Genomic DNA, 20,123 nt, shown 5'->3' with positions numbered 1-20,123 from the left:
CCAACTTTCAAGCGGAAAGAGCAACCTCAAGATTTAATCGATTAATGTAATTTAATTTTAAAATGAAAGAGATGATGTAAAATAGATTTAGGTATGTATTAAAATCCCCTAGAAATTTGGGGATTTATTATTCCCCACTCCCGTACTAGGCTATTCCAAGAATTGGATTATTTTTGTTTATGCTTTCCAAAAAAACCAAGTACGCCCTTCATGCCCTCACTTATCTGGGCAAGCACCGGGATGAAAAAACAGTGCTGATCCATGATATAGCCGAAGAGCATGGGATCTCCCATAAGTTCCTGGAGAATATCTTGCTCGAACTCAAAAAAGCTGGCATGCTGGGAAGTAAAAAAGGAAAAGGGGGAGGTTATTATTTGATCAAAGATCCAAAAGATATTCCACTTTCCAAAGTGATTCGACTCCTCGACGGACCTATTGCTATGCTCCCCTGTGTGAGTTTGAATTACTACGAACCCTGCGACGAATGCAAAGATGAAGCAACTTGTGGCATCAATAAGGTGATGATTCAAGTTCGAGATGAGACTCTTAAAATACTGGAAAACAAGACATTAGCTGATATTTTAAAAACTTAACAAAAATTTTTTACCATAAACCCTATAAAATATGTAGGCTTTATATACTTTTGTTTTTCACTCCCGTTGAAACCTATATGATTTTAGATCAGCACATTAAAAAATGGTTTGAGTCCAAAAAAGGGACAGACAGTAATTTGAAGAGTCTCATGAAGTCTATTTCATGGCGAATCGTGGGGACTATTGATACCATTGTTATCTCCTTTATTGTGACGGGTCAATTGACCATGGCGCTTTCAATCGGTTCGGTAGAAGTAGTCTCTAAAATCCTCTTGTACTACCTGCACGAGCGGGTATGGGAGTCTGCAACAAAAACAAAAGAGCATGAGCCTGAAAAAGAATATGCAAGATCTTGAGCACAGATTAGATCAATTGACGGCCAAGGAAAGCTTGGCTTTGATTGCGGATCTTTTTCCCGGAAAGGTGGTATTCTCTACTTCATTGGGTCAGGAAGATCAAGTCATTACTCAATTGATTGCTTCCCAAAATCTACCTATTCAAATCTTTTCCTTAGATACAGGAAGGTTGTTTCCGGAGACTTTGGAATTGTTGGCACGCACGGAAAGCAAGTACCAAACGCGAATTAAAGTCTACTATCCAGAACGGGAATCGGTAGAAAACCTAGTAGCAGAGCAAGGGATCAACGGATTTTATGAATCTGTTGAGAATCGTAAATCCTGTTGCTTTGTCCGCAAAGTAGAACCTTTGAAAAGAGCTTTGGCAGGAAATGAAGTCTGGGTAACGGGACTTCGTGCTGAGCAAAGCGCCAATAGAAGCGACTTGAAGCGGATCGAATGGGATGAAGCCAATCAGATACTGAAATTCAATCCTTTATTGGATTGGACTTTTGAACAGATGATTTCCTACATCGAGGAACATAAAATCCCTTATAATCCACTTCATGATAAAGGCTTTATCAGCATAGGTTGCGCTCCATGTACACGGGCTATTCTTCCAGGAGAAAATCCCCGTGACGGGCGCTGGTGGTGGGAAGACTCAAAAAAGGAGTGTGGGTTGCATTCCAGATAGCAGTGGTCAGTTTGCAGTTCGCAGAAGTCTGAGATTGACGTCACTGCGAGTCCCGCAGGGTGAAGCAGTCTCATAATTTAAAAAGTGTTTGAAAAGATTGCTTCTCCCGATTCTCGGGATCTCAATGACTAATGTCAGATGATACTTCGAAATTCATTATTCGATGTTCGAAATTCGAAATTGAAAAAATTTGAAGATTGAAAAACTAGCCAAAGAATATCTAATTCTGGAAAGAATAAAGAAAATAATAACGAATGATGAACGCTGAATGTCGAATATCGAAGACGGCGTAAAACATAAATTAAAATTGTATTTCCATATGTCAAACCTATTCATACCTAACCCCAAAGAAGCAGAATCCATCCATATCCTTCGGGAAGTGGCGGCGCAATTTGAGCGCCCTGTTTTGCTTTTTTCTGGAGGAAAAGATTCGATTACCTTGGTCAGATTGGCTCAAAAGGCATTTTTTCCAGCTAAAATTCCTTTTCCGCTATTGCATGTGGATACAGGGCATAATTTTCCGGAGACCATAGAATTCAGGGATCAACTCGTGGCGGAGCTAGGCTTGGAACTGATTGTCAGAAAGGTGCAAGACTCCATCGATCAAGGGAAAGTTCGTGAAGAAAAAGGGCGCTATGCCAGCCGAAACTCCTTGCAGACTACCACCCTTTTGGATGCGATCGAGGAGTTCAAGTTTGATGCCTGTATCGGTGGAGCAAGAAGAGATGAAGAAAAAGCCAGAGCAAAAGAGCGGGTATTCTCCGTTCGGGATGACTTCGGCCAATGGGACGAAAAAAATCAGCGGCCGGAATTATTCGATATGCTAAACGGTAAAATCCATGTAGGGCAAAATGTGCGGGTTTTCCCGATTTCTAATTGGACTGAATTGGATGTTTGGGAGTATATCAAAACAGAGAATATTGCGATTCCAAGCATCTACTTTGCGCACAAGCGGGAGGTCTTTTTCCGAGATGGATTGATTTGGACCGCTAATGAGCACGTCTTTCGCGAAGCGAATGAAGAGGTGGTAGAAAAATGGGTTCGATTCCGTACCGTTGGAGATATGACCTGTACCGCGGCAGTACTTTCCGAAGCCAAAACATTGGAAGATGTGGTTGCTGAAATTCGGGAATCTACACTCTCCGAGCGTGGAGCCCGCATAGACGACAAACGCTCAGAAGCAGCGATGGAAACGAGGAAAAAGGTGGGTTACTTTTAAAAAGAAGCAAGAATCTAGATACGAGAAGCGAGACATTCAAAAAGAAAAAGAAACACGGTTGAAATAGGATAGAAATAATTCCCGCAAGCGGGAAGAAATACTCGGCTTGAACCGATGGTAAGTATTTCGCCTAACGTAGTGAGGTCTATTTCAATCTATTTCAACTGTATATCAAAAAATAATATGGACATCCAAGGAAGAAAATTAATCAAAATCGCAACTGCAGGATCGGTGGATGATGGCAAAAGTACCTTGATTGGGCGTTTGCTTTATGATACCAACTCCCTGACTACAGATAAGATTGAGGCTATTGAAAAAAGCTCCAAACAAAGAGGGTACGATTATTTGGATTTTTCCCTGGCAACGGATGGTTTGGTTGCCGAGCGCGAGCAAGGGATTACGATTGATGTGGCGCATATTTATTTCAATACCGCCAAAACCAATTTTATCGTAGCCGACACTCCCGGGCATGTGGAATATACCCGAAATATGGTGACAGGGGCTTCTACTTCCCAGGTAGCAATCATTTTAATTGATGCCAGAAAAGGTGTTATCGAACAAACCTACAGACATTTCTTCATTGCCAATTTGCTTCGCATGTCTCATGTGGTAGTGGCGATCAATAAAATGGATTTGGTGAATTATGAGGAAGATGTTTTTCTAAAAATCAAAGCCGATTTTGATGGGTTGGTGGCTAAGAGTTCCTTTTCCGAAGAACAGATTACTTTCATCCCCGTTTCAGCCTTGAAAGGTGAAAATATAGCCAGACAGTCAGAAGCAATGCCTTGGTATGTTGGAAATACCTTATTGGATCATCTGGAGGTTTTGGAGCCTCAGGATTTGCAGGAAAGTGCGGTGGCCAGATTCCCTGTTCAATACGTAATCCGTCCAAAAACAGAAGCCTACCATGATTTCCGTGGATTCTCTGGAAAACTCTATGGCAATGAACTTCAGGTTGGGGACCGAGTAGCCGTCCTTCCATCCGGAAATGAGTCTACTATCAAGAGCATTCATTTCTTTGAAAAAGAAGTGAATGCAGCAGCTCCTGGTGCCTCAGTGGTCATTTCCTTGGATGACGAGGTGGATTGCAGTAGGGGAGATATGATTGTGAAAGTTGGCGAGGAACCTAAAAGTGAGAAAATCCTTGCTGCCACACTTTGTCAGGTAAACTCAAAAGTGCTCCAAGTTGGACAAAAATATATCCTTCAGCATGGAGTCAATCGGGTGTTGGCTAAAGTAGATCGCATCGAAGCCAAGGTCCATGCGGATTTCTCTGGTGAAGAGGAAACCAAACAGCTTAAATTGAATGATATTGGAAAGGTCCATTTTCGTCTGAGCAAACCAATTCATTACGACTCCTATCAAAACAATAAATCGAACGGAGCTTTTATCCTAATCGATGAAGGAAGCTTTGATACGGTTTCGGTAGGATTCATTGATTAAGTATGAATTCTAAAGTATGAAATCTGAAATGCTTCCAAATCTCCCTGTTTTAGAGATGGTTGGAAGAAAGGATGATTTAAGAAGTATGACGAACTGTTCAATTATTTGGAAAATAATAAAGTAGAAGAATTAAATTATTGTCAGCCTGAGCGGAGTCGAAGGCGATATACTTTAAATTCAGAAACGAGATCAAATCCCCCTTTTCAAAGGGGGTTAGGGGGATTTGAGTTAATTTCATTGAGTGGAGTAAAAGAAGAAAAAAAATCTAAAGATCAGCCAAGTCCTAAACCTTGGCTTTCTTTCAAACCTATTAACCTATAATCCCGATAGGGATATAAAACTATTACGCTATGCAAAGTTTTCGAACCGAATTGGAAAACCCCATCGTAGAGCGCGACATTCTGGAATTAGAGCGGAAAATCGCGCTTTTCAAAGAAGGGAAAATCGACGAGGAGAAATTCCGTAGCCTGAGACTAGCTCGAGGCGTTTATGGACAACGGCAGCCCGGAGTGCAAATGATCCGGATCAAGTTGCCTTATGGAAGAGTAACTGCCCCTCAGCTAAGAAGAATCTCCAAAGTTTCGGAAGAATATTCCACGGGGAGATTGCACATCACTACCCGTCAGGATATTCAGATTCATTATGTGAGTTTGGATCGCACACCACAACTTTGGGCCGAACTCGAAAAGGATGATGTGACTTTACGGGAAGCTTGTGGCAACACGGTAAGGAATGTGACAGCATCCGAATTGGCAGGAATAGATCCCAAAGAGCCTTTTGATGTTACTCCATTTGCAGATGCAACTTTTCGGTATTTCCTGAGAAATCCGATTTGCCAAGAAATGGGCCGAAAATTCAAGATGGCCTTTTCTTCATCGGAGGATGACACCGGCTTGTCTTATCTGCATGATTTGGGCTTTATTCCCAAAATCAAAGAAATCAATGGTAAGCAGGTGAGAGGCTTTAAGGTGCTACTCGGTGGAGGCTTAGGTTCCCAACCTAGACATGCGGACCTAGTCTATGATTTTCTGGAAACGGATCAGCTGATTCCCTATATCGAAGCAGTTTTGAGAATTTTTGACCGGCATGGAGAGCGGGCCAGAAGGAATAAAGCCAGGATGAAGTTTTTGGTTAAGGATTTAGGTCTGGATGCTTTTTTAGAATTGGTCGAGCAGGAAAAGAAAGCCCTTCCATTTGCCAGCTATCCCATTGATGCGGCAAGCTATGAGGTTGCCCAAAGCCTACCTAATCCTGAAAAACCTGAACTGAAATCCGAGCTGGGCTTGGATTATGAGCTTTGGAAACTGACTAATGTCTTGCCTCAGAAACAAGAGGGCTATGTAGCGATCGGGGTGCGTGTTCCGCTGGGAGATTTTTACATTTCTCAGGCCAGAGCTTTGGCGGATTTGATTGAAAAATATGCCAATAATGAGCTTCGATTTACGCTTCGTCAAAACTTCCTGATACGTGATGTTCGGGAGGATTTGGTGCCTTTTTTCTATCAGGAACTGAAGAAAATCGGTTTGGCAGAAAGAGGCTATAATTCCTTGGGTGATATAACTGCCTGCCCGGGTACTGATACCTGCAATTTGGGGATCGCGAGCTCTACGGGAATTGCTTCAGAGTTGGAAAAAGTCATATTTAACGAGTATCCGCAATACCTCAAAAATCAGGATTTGGTGATTAAAATTTCCGGATGTATGAATGCCTGTGGCCAGCATAATATGGCACATATCGGTTTTCAGGGCATGTCTATGCGTGTTGGTAAGACGGTGATTCCTGCCTTGCAAGTATTGCTTGGTGGTGGAAATTTGGGTGATGGAAATGGTCGTTTTGCAGATAAAGTAACCAAAATCCCGAGTAAAAGAGGACCTCAGGCTTTAAGATTGTTATTGGATGATTTTGAAGCGAATGGCGAAGATTTGGACTTCCTCAGCTATTATGATCAGAAAGGACAAATGTATTTCTATGAATTGCTGAAAGAGTTGGCGGACCCTGCAAAAGTGACCGAAGAAGATCGGGTAGACTGGGGCAGAAATGAAAATTACGAGGTAGCAGTAGGCGTGGGTGAATGTGCTGGAGTTGTGATTGATTTAGTGGCAACCTTGCTTTTGGAAGCCAAAGAGAAATTGGATTTGGGACAAGAAGCTTTGGAAAATGGCAGATGGTCTGACAGCATTTATCATCACTATGCAGGTTTGATCAATGCTGCCAAAGCTATTTTGCTCAGCGAAGATATCAGTACCAATAGCTATGCAAATATTATTTCCCTCTTTGATGAGCATTTTGTCAGTAGCGGAAAAGTAACCTTAGACTCCACTTTCGCTGAGAAAGTTTACCAAATCAATCAGCATGAGCCTACTCCGGAATTTGCGAGAGCTTACGCCAAGCAGGCTTTGGAAATTTATCAGGCATTGAAAAGTTATAGAGAGGAGGAGGTGAACGCATGAGAGAGCAAATTCATCCCAAGGTAAGTTTGGTTGGCGCGGGTCCGGGTGATCCAGAGTTAATCACTTTGAAAGGCATTTTAGCTTTAAACACTGCAGATGTGGTATTGTATGATGCTTTGATTGATCCGGTTTTATTAAAACATGCTCCCAAATCTGCCATCAAATTCTTTGTTGGCAAGCGCGTGGGCAGGCATTCCAAACCTCAGGAAGACACCAATCAGCTTTGTGTGAGCTTGGCAAAAAAACACGGTCATGTAGTACGCTTGAAAGGAGGAGATCCTTTTGTCTTCGGGAGAGGCGGTGAGGAGATTGAGTATATAGAGAATTTTGGGATTCCCACTGTGGTGGTTCCTGGGATAACTTCTGCTGTAGCAGTTCCTGCTGCCGCTGGTATTCCTGTTACAAAAAGAGGAATTTCTGAGAGTTTCTGGGTGGTTACTGGCACAACTACTGCTGGCGAATTATCCAGAGATTTAGCCTTAGCTGCCCAGAGCACTGCAACTGTTGTGGTTTTGATGGGTACCAAGAAACTGAATGAAATCGTTCAAACCTATCGCAATGCTGGAAGGGAAAATCTTCCAGTAGCCATCATCCAAAGTGGGACTACTAGAGAAGAGAAAATCACGGCTGGTTTTATCTATGACATTGCTCAAAAAGCAGTAGAAAATCAGGTGGAATCGCCAGCAATCATCATCATAGGAGAAGTTGTGAGGGAAAGTATGAGACTGGAGGAAGTGTATCGTGAGTTTGTGAAAATTGAAATGCAATAGAAATATGCCCTTGGCGAAATAAGTCTTTGCGAAATACGATTGAAATATCCCTCGCATTCCTCGGTGAAATAGACTCCCTGCGGTCGTGAAATATAACATAGATCAGTTATTCAATTATTTCGCTCGACAAAGTCGAGCTTATTTCTAAGGTATTTCCATTGTATTTCATATTTCTATTCTCTCCTTTCTAAACTCTATAAATCTAAAAAATGAACCATCTATATCCCATTTTCCTGAAAGTTCACGAACTCAATGTTCTCTTAGTTGGAGGTGGTTTTGTGGGCACTGAGAAACTGGAGTTTTTGCTAAAATCGAGTCCCAAGGCACAGGTAACCGTGGTGTCAAAAATGTTCCGACCGGAATTTTTGGAACTGGCGGAAAAAGCAGAAACAGTTACCTTGATTGAGGATAGCTATGATGAAAAGTACTTGGGTGGAAAACACTTGGTAATTGCTGCAACGGATGATAAAAAGGTAAATCTTCAAATCCGAAATGAGGCTAAGGAGCGCTTTCTTTTGGTGAATGTAGCAGATACTCCAGCCCTTTGTGATTTCTACTTGGGCGGGATAGTCACCAAAGGAAACTTGAAAATTGCCATCTCTACCAATGGAAAATCACCTACAACAGCCAAGCGACTTCGCCAATTATTGGAGGAAGTATTGCCTGAAGAGATTGATGATTTATTGGATAATCTGAATGCTTATCGGGACACCTTGAAGGGTGATTTTGAATACAAGGTTAAGGCGATGAATGAAGTCACGGAGGCATTGGTGAAAAAAAGATAGGCTTCCTGGATAATGTCTCCCGCGGAGTTGCAAAGAAGCAAAGGCCTCGTTAAGACAAATAAAAATCCCGTAGGGATTAGAGCTAGGTGGAAGGATGTCCCAGAGGATTCCCTCCATGCCGTAGGTATGGAAGAACTTCGAAGTTTCGTCTCTGAAAAAAGAAATACGATTGAAATACGCTTCACTTTGCCTCTTTATTTCTTTGCGGGCGAAATATCTCCCGCGAAGAGGCCAAGAAGCGAAGTCCAATTTAAAAATAATTATAATCCCGTAGGGATTTAAGCTGGGTAGAAAAGATGTCTTCAGAGCACATTTCCATGCCGTAGGTATGGCAGAATTTCGAAGTTTCGTCTCTGAAAAAAGAAATACACCCGAAATTCGCTTCGCGAAATAAAGTCGGCTTCGCCTCCTGAAATAAATTCTCTCGCAGCGGCGCAGCGACGCAAGGGAAATTATTGATTTGAATAAAAATCAGCTTTGGGCCTCTGGCCAGATCTGTGATAATCTGTGTTTTTTTCTGCGCTGAACTTGCCTGGCGGCAGTCAGGTCTGCGGGAAAAAAAATCTCCCGGCAAGAGGCCAAGAAGCAAAGATTTATTTAATGTCTTAACCTTGATGAGACCGCTTCGTTCCTCGCGGTGACGCCACTATTTATGACTCACGAGAGTTCCAAACTGCCTACTCCTTTTGCCTCTTCAATTCTTTGCGGGCGAAATATCTCCCACCAAGTGGCAAAGAAGCAAAGGGATAATTTAAGATAAAGCTAACCCCGTAGGGATTTAAGCTAGGTAGCAAAAGGTTTTTTCAGAGCTCATTTCCATGCCGTAGATATGGAAGAATTTCGAGTTTTGGCATGGTTTATCGACAGTCAGTTTTTGGGAAAAAAAATCCTGAAAAGTAGCTAAAGCGCAAAATTATTCAGATTAAAAGATTTTTGATGCTATAGTTTTTTAGGACCGATCCGTTCCTTCAATTAGACTTCAAAAATCTAAAACTGCTTTCAGTTTTTTTCTTAATTCCTGAATTTTTCCATTGTCTAATTTACCTATTCGATCAATAAATCTTCTATTATCAACTGCCCTTATTTGATCAATTAAAACCTCTGAATTTTGACTTAATCCAGTTTTCTTTCCTTCGATTTTTACTCTCAAAATATTTTCCTCTGAACTTAGCTGGCTGGTTATCGGACATATCAGGGTGGAAGGATGCATAACCTGATTTAAAAGATTTGTTTGGATAATGACTGCTGGTCGGATTTTTCCAGGCTCTGTTCCTTTCGAAGGATTGAGATTGACCAGCCAAATCTCATATTGAACCTTCATCGATTAAATTGTCAAATTCTTGATTGATTTGCATGGAAGATTTTTTCACCATTTTGGAAGCCTTTGAAAAATCAGCAGCAAGTGCTTTTCTTTTCAAAAGTTGATTATAAAAATCTAAGGCCTCATTGATATATCTATTTCTGGCAATGCCCTTCAGCTTAATCATTTCTTCAGTTTCTTCGAAAATGTTTTCGTCTAATTTTAAGGATAATGTTTTCATAAATTCCTAAAGTAATACTAAAAGTATATACTCCATTTCTAAAATAAAAGTTTCTTTCTAGGTATTGGGGTTCTGAAATACATTTTTCACGATAAGCCTTCGGCGATAATCGGATCAATTCCCCCTTTGGAATTCTGTACTAAATTGGGATCTCAATTTTAATAAAAGGGGGCAAGGGGGATTTTAGATAAAATTATTTGAGGAAATTAATTCTTTCGCAGCGGCGCAAAGAATACTATAATTAGATATTGTCCTAAAACCAGATCTGTGAAAGACTTGCCTGACGGCAGTCAGGTCTGTGTCTTTTTCTGCGTTAATCTGCGGGCGAAATATCTCCCGCCAAGAGGCCAAGAAGCAAAGAGATAATTCAAGCCAAAGCAAATCCCGTAGGGATTTAAGCTAGGTAGTAAAAGTGTATTCAAAGATCACCTCCATGCCGTAGGTATGGAAGAGTTTGGAAGTTTCGTCTCTGAAAAAAGAATTACAGTTGAAATACGCTTGGCGAAATAAAGTCGGCTTAGACTCTTGAAATAAACCCTCTTGCAGCGATGCAAAGATTTATTTGGGAAGAAATTATTTCTAGTTATTGCTTTGATGAGACCGCTTCGTTCCTCGCGGTGACGCCACTATTTATGACTCACGAGAGTTCCAAACTGCCTACTGCTTCTGCCTACTGCTTTTTGCCTCTTTAATTCTTTGCGGGGAAAAAATCTCCCGCCAAGTGGCAAAGAAGCAAAGAGATAATTCAAGCCAAAGCAAATCCCGTAGGGATTTAAGCATGGTAGCAAAAGGTTTCTACAGAGCACATCTCCATGCCGTAGGTATGGCACAATTTTCACATCCCTTGCATCGGATCCACCCCCGTCATTTCCCATTGGCCCAATGCAATCGGAATACTTCCCATTCCATTCAATTGATCAAAGAAATCCTTCAACCTGAACTCTTCCTCCTTCACCTCTTTAATTCTTGCAAACTCAGCCAGGGTATTTTCGAGGAGATATTTTCCGGTAATATAACTCGATCCATATCCAGGCTGCCTCATATATAAATGTTGCTCAAATAGCAGGAGTTCTTTTTCTGTTTTCATCCAACCTCTAGGCGTATAATCCGAATGAATACCACCCGCTTCCACCATGGTCATTTCATTTGCCTGTGCATAGAGCGAACCTAATCCCCTAGCTGCACGCTGAGCAATCATGATATAGACGATTTCTCTAGATCTTGGGGAATCCTCGTACAGGCCTGCATCCATAAACATCTCTTCCACAGCAGTTGCTGTTCCCTCATTTCTGGAATCGAAAATATTATAAAGTAGCGGTCCTCTCCGGATCGGACTGGCATGGGGTTCATTATCCATGATAGCCAGTTCAAACCAATGATAAAAATGCGAATACAAAGGCAGTGGATCAATATGCATTCCTATGGTAAAGAAATTACGCTTTTCTTTGGGAATGAAACTGCCTCGATGTTCCCTCAGGGCAGGTTCGAAATAATCCTTTACTGTGAGAATCTCTTGATCCTTCAAGAACTCCATAAATTTCTGAATAGAATTCTCTGTTAGCTTTTCAAAATCCTCTGCCGTATTTGCTTCCGCTAAAGGAGGTAGGTTTCGGTTCTGATGTTCCTCCAATTTTAAAGAAGACCAGGCTCTAGCCAACTCTCTTTTAAGTATCATCACCTCATCCTCCCAGGTCAGAGGCACCAAGTGGACATTTTGCAGATACCAGGTGTAATTCTCCTTACCAATTCCTGACTCTCCGGTTTTATTTGCTGATTCTTTGATAAGCCATTCTACAAATCCCTCCGTTGAATTAACCGCATTCTCTACAGCCTCTGCCAATTTCGGATCATTGCTGATTTCAGAGATGAGCAAAAGACCTTTCAAGTCTTCAACTTGCGTAGCGATGGTCGGAATTCCTGCCTCCCAAAGCTCTTTTGCATTTCCAGTGAGATTGGACTCAGCCTGCTTATTGAGCGAAGGGATAGCCTGAAGCTCTTTCAAAAGTTTCGCTTTGCTAGTTTCATCCAAGGGGAATTCGTACTGCCAAAATTCAAGAGTTCCATGATGCGTTGGGCCCTCGTGAGCAGGAACATCGCTTCTTTCCATCCAAAGTGATTTATAAAATGCAGGATCTCTTGCCCAAGGACGAAGTACCCTATCATTGAAATCGTACCCATTCATTTCTGCCCAAACGATTCTCCAATCCACCTTTTCAGGAATAGCCCATCCAGAGGTATCTATCGCTAATAATTCTTTTTGTAATTCCCTAAACTTGGTGTGTCGTAGTTCAAAAGTTGCTTTGCGATAATCCGGAGCTCCATCATGAAGTGGCGGATTTTCAAAAGATCTCCATCTTTCAAAAAGGTTGACCAAATCAGAATACTGGCTTGAACTTTTGTGATCCGAGGTAGATGTGTCATTGGGGACTTGGCAAGAGCAAATTGAAAATATTGCCAAGTTTATCAGTAAGAAATGAACAGTCTTCTTCATAGTTGAAATTGGATAGAGGATAAAAGTTACCGAAACTTTATTGCGCATGGGGGATGAAGAAAAAAAAGTTGAATTTTTTTTCAAAAAAATTAAAAATTTTTTCAGCCAAAATTGGCTTGTTGAACCAAAGAAAATTTGGAATTAATCGCTCTTTTTAATTAGTCCAAAGAGGAGTATAAAGCATTTTATTTTAGGGAAAATCCAATTTTCAGCTTATAAAAAAATCAAGACGCATCAAATGGCTTTTTTATTTGCAAAGCTTGGTTAAAAAAAGGTTTGAAATGGGAATTAAAGTTAACTGAAAGGATAGAAAATTTTCTTTTTCGATAGGACTCATCTATGATATAATATTCAGTAAAAGGTATAAATTCCCAAAAATCTTTAACCATCAATCATATGATAAAAATTAAACATGCGCTGGTTTTCCCTGCTTTGTTAGGGCTAGCAGTTTCTTGTACTGATGTTGCCGAAATTGAGCCTTCAGTTTCAGAACAGATCAAGCTTGATCTTGGTCAAAACTTTGTTCCCGGTCAGTTGCTGATCAAAATGAGAACAGCTACTACTGGATCCAGAATTTCCGCGGACATTTTAGGAGCAATTGGAGGTACTGTAGTAGAGGAAATCAAAACCGGTGCTATGGAATTAGCCAACGCAAGAAAAAGCGGTCCAAATGGGGACTTGATTTTAGTGGATACTAAAATTGGCACCATGGAAGCTATAGAAAAGCTGAAAGCTATGCCTGAAGTGGAATATGCAGAGCCAAACTGGATTTACCAGCATTTTGCTACTTCTAATGATCCTTATTTCACCAATAATCAACTATGGGGAATGTCAGCTGGAGGAAACCAATTTGGCAGCAGAGCGGCTACGGCTTGGGCAGCAAATAAGGTTGGAAGCTCAACTGTCTATGTTGGAATTATAGACGAAGGCTATATGTACGAACATGAGGATTTATCTGGAAATGCTGGGGTAAATCCTGGCGAAATACCGGGTAATGGTGTTGATGATGATGGGAATGGGCTAATTGACGATGTATATGGATGGGATTTTGACGGAAACGACAACTCCCTCTTTGACGGAACAGGGGATGATCACGGTACTCACGTTGCTGGTACTATCGGCGGTGTCGGAGGTAATGGCATAGGTGTAGCAGGTGTAGTTTGGAATGTAAAAATGATCGGAGCTAAATTCTTGGGCTCTAGAGGCGGAACTACTTCCAATGCAATTAAATCAGTGGATTATTTCACTGACTTGAAGGTGAGACATGGGTTGAATATCGTTGCTACTAATAACTCTTGGGGTGGCGGAGGCTATTCGCAAGCATTGAAAGATGCGATTGACCGTGCGAATGCTGCAGGAATTTTATTTATCGCTGCAGCTGGTAATTCAGGCACAGACAATGATATTTCTCCAAGCTATCCTTCTAACTATGACAGTCCAAATGTCATTGCAGTAGCATCAATCACCAGTTCAGGAGCTCTTTCCAGCTTTTCTCAATTCGGCGCAGTTACTGTTGATTTAGGAGCTCCTGGCTCAGGAATTTGGTCTACAGTTCCTGTCACTGTTGGAAAAGGAAGGAAGGCTTCTGTTGGTTCAGGCTATGCAAGTTATAACGGAACCTCCATGGCGACACCTCATGTGACTGGTGCAGCTGCTTTATATGCTTCACTAAATCCAACTGCAAGTGCTGCACAAATCAAAGCAGCTATCTTAAATTCAACCACACCGACTGCATCTTTATCAGGGAAGACTGTTACAGGTGGAAGATTGAATGTTTCTGGCTTTTAATATTTCATAATACTTAATAAAAAATGGGAGGTCCAGCAATGGACCTCCTTTTTTATTCTCAGCCATGAAATATCATTCACACCAATTTCAAACGTGATACCAAGAGCTGTCAGGTTTTTAGAAAATTTCACCAATTCTTCTAAACCACATTTTTTCTGAAAAACCAGGGCATTAAATCCTGAAAGACATATAAGTTTAGGTTTTTTATTTCCTTCAGTTCCCCTATTTTTGGGCTTTCTTTGAAACAAGCATAAGAACGTAAGTTTATGGCATATTTATTTACCTCAGAGTCAGTGTCTGAGGGTCATCCTGACAAAATCGCTGACCAGATTTCCGATGCGCTGATAGATAATTTTTTAGCCTTCGATCCCAATTCAAAAGTTGCATGTGAAACGCTCGTAACCACAGGTCAAGTAGTCTTGGCTGGCGAGGTGAAATCCGATATCTATTTGGATGTGCAAAAGATTGCCCGAGATGTGATCAACAGAATTGGATATACCAAAAGTGAATACATGTTCGAAGGTAACTCCTGTGGAGTGCTTTCTGCTATTCACGAGCAGTCTGCGGATATTAATCAAGGTGTGGACCGAGCAAATCCTGAAGAGCAGGGAGCAGGTGACCAAGGGATGATGTTTGGCTATGCTACCAATGAAACTGAAAACTTCATGCCTTTGGCTTTGGACCTTTCTCACATGATTTTGCGTGAATTGGCAGCCTTGAGAAGGGAAAATAAGGATATCACTTACTTACGCCCTGATTCCAAGGCACAGGTAACCATCGAATACAGTGACGATAACGTACCTCAGCGAATTGAAGCGATCGTTGTTTCCACTCAGCATGATGACTTTGATGAGGAAGAGGCTATGTTGGCAAAAATCAAATCGGACATCATCAGTATCTTGATCCCGAGAGTGAAAGCTCAGTTGAAGCCTGAGTTGCAAAAACTGTTCACCTCAGATATCAAATATCACATCAACCCAACCGGAAAATTCGTAATCGGTGGACCTCATGGTGATACAGGTTTGACGGGAAGAAAAATCATCGTGGATACTTACGGTGGAAAAGGAGCTCACGGTGGAGGGGCATTTTCCGGAAAAGATCCATCGAAAGTAGACCGTTCAGCAGCTTATGCTACTCGTCATATTGCCAAAAATATGGTAGCTGCGGGAATTGCTGACGAAATGTTGGTGCAAGTATCTTATGCTATTGGAGTTGCTGCTCCAATGGGAATTTATGTGAATACTTACGGAACCTCCAAAGTTGGTCTTTCCGATGGAGAGATTGCTAGAAAAGTAGAGGAGCTGTTTGATATGCGTCCTTATGCTATTGAGCAGAGACTTAAATTGAGAAACCCAATTTATGAAGAGACTGCTGCTTATGGACACATGGGTCGTCAAAACGAGGTAGTAACCAAAACCTTTGTTTCTCCTTATAGAGATGAAATTAAGCTGGATGTTGAGCTTTTCACTTGGGAGAAACTAGACTATGTGGAGAAGATTAAAGCTGCTTTTAGCCTATAATCAACTCAAAAAATATAATTGAAAAGCCTCGGGAAATCCCGGGGCTTTTGTTTTTAGTGCCCCCTTTATTTTTATTTCGAAACACTTTTTCATCAATAAGCATAGGTTAAGGAAAGATGAAATCTAAAAATGGGGCTCAATTTTACTCCCTTTTTGCTTATATTTAGCTATCACCTTTTTGTTAAGGATTTATTCCTTTCATGTTTTTAACCTAAACCTACCATGGCAAAAACCATCATTGTATCCAATAGACTACCTATTTCCCTGCGTCATAGAAATGGACGCTTCGAATTCAAACCTTCAGCCGGAGGATTAGCTACCGGCCTGGGATCCATTTATAAATCAGGAGAAAACATCTGGATTGGTTGGCCGGGAAATACCGTGGATGATCCCGAACAGCGAGCTGAAATCATTCTAGAGCTTCATGATTTGAAAATGGCACCGGTTTTCCTTTCGAAGGAAGATGTGGAGCAGTTTTATGAAGGCTTTAGCAACGAAACCCTCTGGCCTGCATTTCACTATTTTACCCAGTACATGGTGTATAATGCAGAGCATTGGGAAGCATATAAAAGGGTCAATGAAAAATTTTGCGAAGCAATACTTAAAAAAGCTGATCCAGATGATACCATTTGGGTGCATGATTATCAGCTTTTGCTCTTACCGAAAATGCTGAGAGAGGTTTTGCCTAACGCAACTATTGCATTTTTTCAGCACATTCCATTTCCTTCTTATGAAATCATCCGAATGATCCCTTGGAGAAGAGAATTGCTCGAGGGCGTCTGTGGAGCAGATTTGATAGGTTTCCATACATATGATGATATGCGCCACTTCCTGAGTGCGGTGGGTAGAATCACAGGGATGTCCAGCGAAAGCGGCTATATCCAGGCAGAAAATCGCATTATCAATGTAGACTCTTTCCCGATGGGGATTGATTATGACAAATTTGCGAAGCAGGCTAAAAGCAAAAAAACGCAGAATATTGTCAAGGAATTTAGAAAGCAAGTGGCTGATCAGAAGCTGATCATCACCATTGATAGATTGGATTATTCCAAAGGAATTCCTCAGCGCCTGGAAGCATTCAATAAATTGCTGAAAGACCATAAGGAGCTGCATGGCAAAGTCTCGATGATCATGATTGTGGTGCCGAGCAGAGACAAAGTTCAGTCATACAAAGAGCTGAAAGAAGAGATTGATTTGTTGGTTGGGCGGATGAATTCTGATTACTCCACCTTGAATTGGGTACCAGTTCATTACTTCTACAGAGGATTCCCATTTGAGGAATTGAGTGCATTCTACAGCATGTCTGATATTGCTTTGGTGACTCCATTGAGAGATGGAATGAATCTGGTTTGTAAGGAGTTCGTAGCAAGCAAAACTGATCAAACCGGGGTGCTTATTTTGTCAGAAATGGCGGGAGCATCCAAGGAGTTACAGGATGCAGTTTTAGTCAACCCTAATGATCAACAGGGAGTGGTAGATGCCATTTATGAAGCATTGACCATGAAGCCTGCAGAGCAAAAGGCCCGTATCTCATCTATGCAGGAAAGCCTCAAAAAGTATGATATTTTTCAGTGGGTTAAAGTGTTCATGGATAGAATCGAACATGTCAAGCAAAAGCAAGCTGAATTGACGTCTAAGGACGTTGATACCAAAGTCATTACAGAAATTCAGAAAAGCTTCAAAGAGGCTAAAAAGCCTGTTTTATTCCTAGATTACGACGGTACCTTAACTGGCTTTGTAGCTAATCCTCAGGATGCCAAACCAGATGCTGAATTAAAAGCTATTGTGAAAGGATTGAGCCAAAAAGCACAGGTGGTAATTATCTCTGGAAGAGATAAAGACACTTTGGGAACTTGGTTCAAAGGCTTTCATGTGGACATGATTGCGGAGCATGGCGTATGGGTGAAGCATAAAGAGAATAAAGGTGACTGGGAGCTTTATGCCGATGTGGATGATTCCTGGAAAGAGGACATCCGCTCTGTGATGGAATATTATGTTTTGCGAACTCCCGGAGCTTTCATAGAAGAGAAACATCATTCCCTCGTATGGCATTACAGAAAGGTAGAAAGTGGCTTGGGAGATCTGCGAATGAGAGAGCTGTTTAGTCATTTGAAATATATGGCCAGAGGACATAATTTACAGGTCTTAGAAGGAAATATGGTCTTGGAGATCAAACGTCCTGATATCAATAAGGGTCGAGCTGCTACTGCCATGATGAAGGGCAATGAATATGACTTTATCTTGGCTATCGGTGATGATTGGACGGATGAGGACACATTCAAGGCAATGCCAAAAAATGCCTATTCCATCAGAGTCGGTTATGCATATACCCAAGCTAATTATAATATCAAGTCCTTTAGACAAGTGAGGAATCTCTTGGGTAAATTGATTCAGTGAAATACTATTCGCGAAATAAATTCTCCCGCAAAGGCGCAGCGACGCAAAGGAAATTATTGATTTAAACAAAAATCAGCTTTGGACCTCTGGCCAGATCTGTGATAATCTGTTTTTTTTTCTGCGCTGATCTGCGGGAAAAAATCTCTCGCCAAGAGGCCAAGTCGCAAAGATTTATTTCAAGTTCTAACTTTGATAAGACCGCTTCGTTCCTCGCGGTGACGGCATTATTTATGACTCGCAATAGTTCCAAACAGCCTACTGCCTACTGCTTCTGCCTACTGTTCTTCTCCTCTTCCATTCTTTGCAGGAAAAAATCTCCCGCCAAGAGGCAAAGGCGCAAAGATATATTGGTGAGAGAAATAAATCCCGTAGGGATTCAAGCTAGGTAGTAAAATGTAAAGAAGGCTTCCTCCATGCCGTAGGTATGGAAGAATTTGAAAGTTCTGTCTCAGAAATAAAGAAATAAATCGAAATACGCTACGCGAAATAGAGTCGGCTTCGCTTCCTGAAATAAGCGCTTGCTTTCAATTTCAAACTTTGCTTCTTCCATTCTTTGCGGGATTAATTTCTCCCGCCAAGAGGAAAAGGCGCAAAGATTTATTTGTGAGTAAGATAAATCCCGTTGGGATTTAAGCTTGGTAGCAAAATGAAAAGAGGATCCCCTCCATGCCGTAGGTATGGAAGAATTTGAAAGTACTGGCTTAGAAATAAAGAAATAAATCGAAATACGCTTCGCGAAATAAAGTCGGATTCGCCTCCTGAAATAAATTCTCTCGCAAAGAGGCAAAGTCGCAAAGATTTATTTCAAGTTCTAACTTTAATGAGACCGCTTCGTTCCTCGCGGTGACGCCACTATTTATGGCTGTCAAGAGTTCCAAACTGCCTACTACCTACTGCATCTTTCTACTGCTTTTTGCTTCTTCCATTCTTTGCGGGATTAATTTTTCCCGCCAAGAGGCCAAGGCGCAAAGATTTATTTCAAGCCGACACTTTGATGAGACCGCTTCGTTCCTCGCGGTGACGCCACTATTTATAATTTAATTGCAAACTGCCTACTGCTTCTGCCTACTTCTCTTTGCGGGAGTCTTAACTTACCTATACTTCAAATACAAATCATAGATAATCAGCTTATCCAAATGGCTTAATTCCGGACTATTGATATTCTCCTTGGTAAAGTGAATTTTAAATGATTGAATAGCAGCCTGAGGATTACTTATATCATATCCTATAATTCTCAAAGCATCCAAAGCATTGAAGTTTTCAGGAAGCTTCCCTTCATATTCAGGTTGTAGTAATTTTTCATCATACCAATAGCCAAATCCAGCCTCAGCCAATCTTTTCCATGGGAAATAAACACTGGGATCAACTTTCCTCCCCGGTGCCAAATCCGCATGACCAATAAAATTGGCGGTGGGTATGTTATATTTTTCTTTCAGTGACTTCAGGACTTTGATTAGGCTTTCGATTTGCTCCTCAGGAAAAAATTCCGAACCATTATTATCCAACTCGATTCCTATAGAGGATGAGTTCAAATCTGTATCATTTCCCCATCTCCCTCTTCCTGCATGCCAGGATCGTAAATAATCATTGAGCATTTGCACCACTGTTCCATCTCTTCCTATCACATAGTGACTACTCACCTGCGTTCGGGTAAGGGTAAAAGTTTTAATGGTTTGAGCTAAAGAATCCTGCGCGGTATGATGGATTACCACAAAGTTTGGCCTGCGAATGCTAAAATTGGTGGTGCCTACCCACTGATCATTTAAGACTGTTGTATCTCCGGGGGATTTGATTTTAGTTTTAGGAACCTCCAATAAAACCGAAGTGGCTTCTTTTACCTGTTTTTGGTGGGCCTTATTGTTTTGATGATAAATATCCCTGTTGCATGAAAGCAAGGTTAGGTTAGAAAAAATCAACAAGACTAAATAAAGGCGTTTGGAAAGCATAGTTCAAATTTTTCACGAATCTACAAGATAGAAATGCTAGCTGCTAGAATATTTTGAGAGATGGTTGGGTTCTTTCATGGGAAATGTCTCCCGCCAAGAGGCAAAGGCACAAAGATTTATTTCAAGTCCTAACTTTGATGAGACCGCTTCG

15 protein-coding genes are annotated in these 20,123 nt (G+C 41.3%); 11 read left to right on the top strand and 4 right to left on the bottom strand.

Annotation, left to right across the window (positions count from 1 at the left end; translation table 11 throughout):
* The first annotated feature begins 179 nt into the window (after positions 1–179).
* The 8 genes from B2906_RS12280 to B2906_RS12245 all read left to right on the top strand — a co-directional run bounded on the left by B2906_RS12280 (position 180) and on the right by B2906_RS12245 (position 8,289).
* Positions 180–593 carry an RrF2 family transcriptional regulator gene (locus B2906_RS12280; protein WP_219957642.1) on the top strand — a complete coding sequence of 138 codons (414 nt, stop codon included), beginning with the start codon at positions 180–182 and terminating at the stop codon, positions 591–593.
* A gap of 77 nt (positions 594–670) precedes the next feature.
* Complete coding sequence (locus B2906_RS12275; protein WP_091651405.1) at positions 671–949, top strand: DUF2061 domain-containing protein; 279 nt, start codon at positions 671–673, stop codon at positions 947–949.
* Positions 918–1,622, top strand: a complete 705-nt coding sequence (locus tag B2906_RS12270) for a phosphoadenylyl-sulfate reductase (protein WP_219957643.1) — start codon at positions 918–920, stop codon at positions 1,620–1,622. Before B2906_RS12275 ends, B2906_RS12270 begins: the two co-directional genes overlap by 32 nt.
* A 319-nt stretch (positions 1,623–1,941) precedes the next feature.
* Positions 1,942–2,841: a sulfate adenylyltransferase subunit CysD gene (gene cysD / locus B2906_RS12265; RefSeq protein ID WP_219957644.1), complete on the top strand. Its 900-nt coding sequence runs from the start codon at positions 1,942–1,944 to the stop codon at positions 2,839–2,841.
* 183 nt (positions 2,842–3,024) lie between these two features.
* Entirely contained in the window at positions 3,025–4,284 is a 1,260-nt protein-coding gene (locus tag B2906_RS12260; RefSeq protein ID WP_219957645.1) for a sulfate adenylyltransferase subunit 1, read from the top strand.
* Positions 4,285–4,634: 350 nt separating this feature from the next.
* Positions 4,635–6,734, top strand: a complete 2,100-nt coding sequence (locus B2906_RS12255; protein ID WP_219957646.1) for a HEPN domain-containing protein — start codon at positions 4,635–4,637, stop codon at positions 6,732–6,734.
* On the top strand, positions 6,731–7,504 hold the full coding sequence (gene cobA, locus B2906_RS12250) for a uroporphyrinogen-III C-methyltransferase (RefSeq protein ID WP_219957647.1): 774 nt from the start codon (positions 6,731–6,733) through the stop codon (positions 7,502–7,504). Before B2906_RS12255 ends, cobA begins: the two co-directional genes overlap by 4 nt.
* A gap of 209 nt (positions 7,505–7,713) precedes the next feature.
* The gene (locus B2906_RS12245) at positions 7,714–8,289 is read left to right on the top strand and encodes a precorrin-2 dehydrogenase/sirohydrochlorin ferrochelatase family protein (protein WP_219957648.1); all 576 of its coding nucleotides are present in this window, start codon (positions 7,714–7,716) and stop codon (positions 8,287–8,289) included.
* Positions 8,290–9,268: 979 nt separating this feature from the next.
* On the opposite strand, the gene B2906_RS12240 is transcribed toward B2906_RS12245, so the two are convergent.
* The 3 genes from B2906_RS12240 to B2906_RS12230 form a co-directional block, all read right to left on the bottom strand.
* The gene (locus B2906_RS12240) at positions 9,269–9,610 is read right to left on the bottom strand and encodes a type II toxin-antitoxin system PemK/MazF family toxin (protein ID WP_091651385.1); all 342 of its coding nucleotides are present in this window, start codon (positions 9,608–9,610) and stop codon (positions 9,269–9,271) included.
* Positions 9,594–9,830 carry a hypothetical protein gene (locus B2906_RS12235; RefSeq protein WP_091651383.1) on the bottom strand — a complete coding sequence of 79 codons (237 nt, stop codon included), beginning with the start codon at positions 9,828–9,830 and terminating at the stop codon, positions 9,594–9,596. Before B2906_RS12235 ends, B2906_RS12240 begins: the two co-directional genes overlap by 17 nt.
* Before the next feature lie 835 nt (positions 9,831–10,665).
* Complete coding sequence (locus B2906_RS12230; protein ID WP_219957649.1) at positions 10,666–12,321, bottom strand: hypothetical protein; 1,656 nt, start codon at positions 12,319–12,321, stop codon at positions 10,666–10,668.
* Between the two features lie 396 nt (positions 12,322–12,717).
* On the opposite strand from B2906_RS12230, the gene B2906_RS12225 reads away from it, so the two are divergent.
* From B2906_RS12225 to B2906_RS12215, 3 genes are all read left to right on the top strand, one after another.
* Positions 12,718–14,109: a S8 family peptidase gene (locus B2906_RS12225; RefSeq protein ID WP_219957650.1), complete on the top strand. Its 1,392-nt coding sequence runs from the start codon at positions 12,718–12,720 to the stop codon at positions 14,107–14,109.
* Positions 14,110–14,375: 266 nt separating this feature from the next.
* Positions 14,376–15,629 (top strand): methionine adenosyltransferase, encoded by a 1,254-nt coding sequence (gene metK / locus B2906_RS12220; protein ID WP_219957651.1) that lies wholly within the window; start codon positions 14,376–14,378, stop codon positions 15,627–15,629.
* Between the two features lie 222 nt (positions 15,630–15,851).
* Positions 15,852–18,026: a bifunctional alpha,alpha-trehalose-phosphate synthase (UDP-forming)/trehalose-phosphatase gene (locus B2906_RS12215; RefSeq protein ID WP_219957652.1), complete on the top strand. Its 2,175-nt coding sequence runs from the start codon at positions 15,852–15,854 to the stop codon at positions 18,024–18,026.
* 1,091 nt (positions 18,027–19,117) lie between these two features.
* Here B2906_RS12215 and B2906_RS12210 read toward each other — a convergent pair.
* Positions 19,118–19,972, bottom strand: coding sequence for an N-acetylmuramoyl-L-alanine amidase (locus B2906_RS12210; RefSeq protein ID WP_219957653.1), 855 nt, complete (start codon positions 19,970–19,972; stop codon positions 19,118–19,120).
* Between the last annotated feature and the right edge of the window lie 151 nt (positions 19,973–20,123).

The sequence above is a fragment of the Algoriphagus sp. UBA3586 genome, assembly GCF_002376385.1.
Taxonomy (GTDB): domain Bacteria; phylum Bacteroidota; class Bacteroidia; order Cytophagales; family Cyclobacteriaceae; genus Algoriphagus; species Algoriphagus ornithinivorans.
Note: the sequence above shows the minus strand (reverse complement) of the source record. Positions and strands in the feature narration are given on the sequence as shown.

Coding starts and splice junctions, on each gene's coding strand:
- B2906_RS12280 (WP_219957642.1), top strand. CDS start 180: ATGCTTTCCAAAAAAACCAAGTACGCCCTTCATGCCCTCACTTATCTG.
- B2906_RS12240 (WP_091651385.1), bottom strand. CDS start 9,610: ATGAAGGTTCAATATGAGATTTGGCTGGTCAATCTCAATCCTTCGAAA.
- B2906_RS12210 (WP_219957653.1), bottom strand. CDS start 19,972: ATGCTTTCCAAACGCCTTTATTTAGTCTTGTTGATTTTTTCTAACCTA.
- B2906_RS12245 (WP_219957648.1), top strand. CDS start 7,714: ATGAACCATCTATATCCCATTTTCCTGAAAGTTCACGAACTCAATGTT.
- B2906_RS12235 (WP_091651383.1), bottom strand. CDS start 9,830: ATGAAAACATTATCCTTAAAATTAGACGAAAACATTTTCGAAGAAACT.
- metK (WP_219957651.1), top strand. CDS start 14,376: ATGGCATATTTATTTACCTCAGAGTCAGTGTCTGAGGGTCATCCTGAC.
- B2906_RS12260 (WP_219957645.1), top strand. CDS start 3,025: ATGGACATCCAAGGAAGAAAATTAATCAAAATCGCAACTGCAGGATCG.
- cysD (WP_219957644.1), top strand. CDS start 1,942: ATGTCAAACCTATTCATACCTAACCCCAAAGAAGCAGAATCCATCCAT.
- cobA (WP_219957647.1), top strand. CDS start 6,731: ATGAGAGAGCAAATTCATCCCAAGGTAAGTTTGGTTGGCGCGGGTCCG.
- B2906_RS12230 (WP_219957649.1), bottom strand. CDS start 12,321: ATGAAGAAGACTGTTCATTTCTTACTGATAAACTTGGCAATATTTTCA.
- B2906_RS12270 (WP_219957643.1), top strand. CDS start 918: ATGAGCCTGAAAAAGAATATGCAAGATCTTGAGCACAGATTAGATCAA.
- B2906_RS12255 (WP_219957646.1), top strand. CDS start 4,635: ATGCAAAGTTTTCGAACCGAATTGGAAAACCCCATCGTAGAGCGCGAC.
- B2906_RS12215 (WP_219957652.1), top strand. CDS start 15,852: ATGGCAAAAACCATCATTGTATCCAATAGACTACCTATTTCCCTGCGT.
- B2906_RS12225 (WP_219957650.1), top strand. CDS start 12,718: ATGATAAAAATTAAACATGCGCTGGTTTTCCCTGCTTTGTTAGGGCTA.
- B2906_RS12275 (WP_091651405.1), top strand. CDS start 671: ATGATTTTAGATCAGCACATTAAAAAATGGTTTGAGTCCAAAAAAGGG.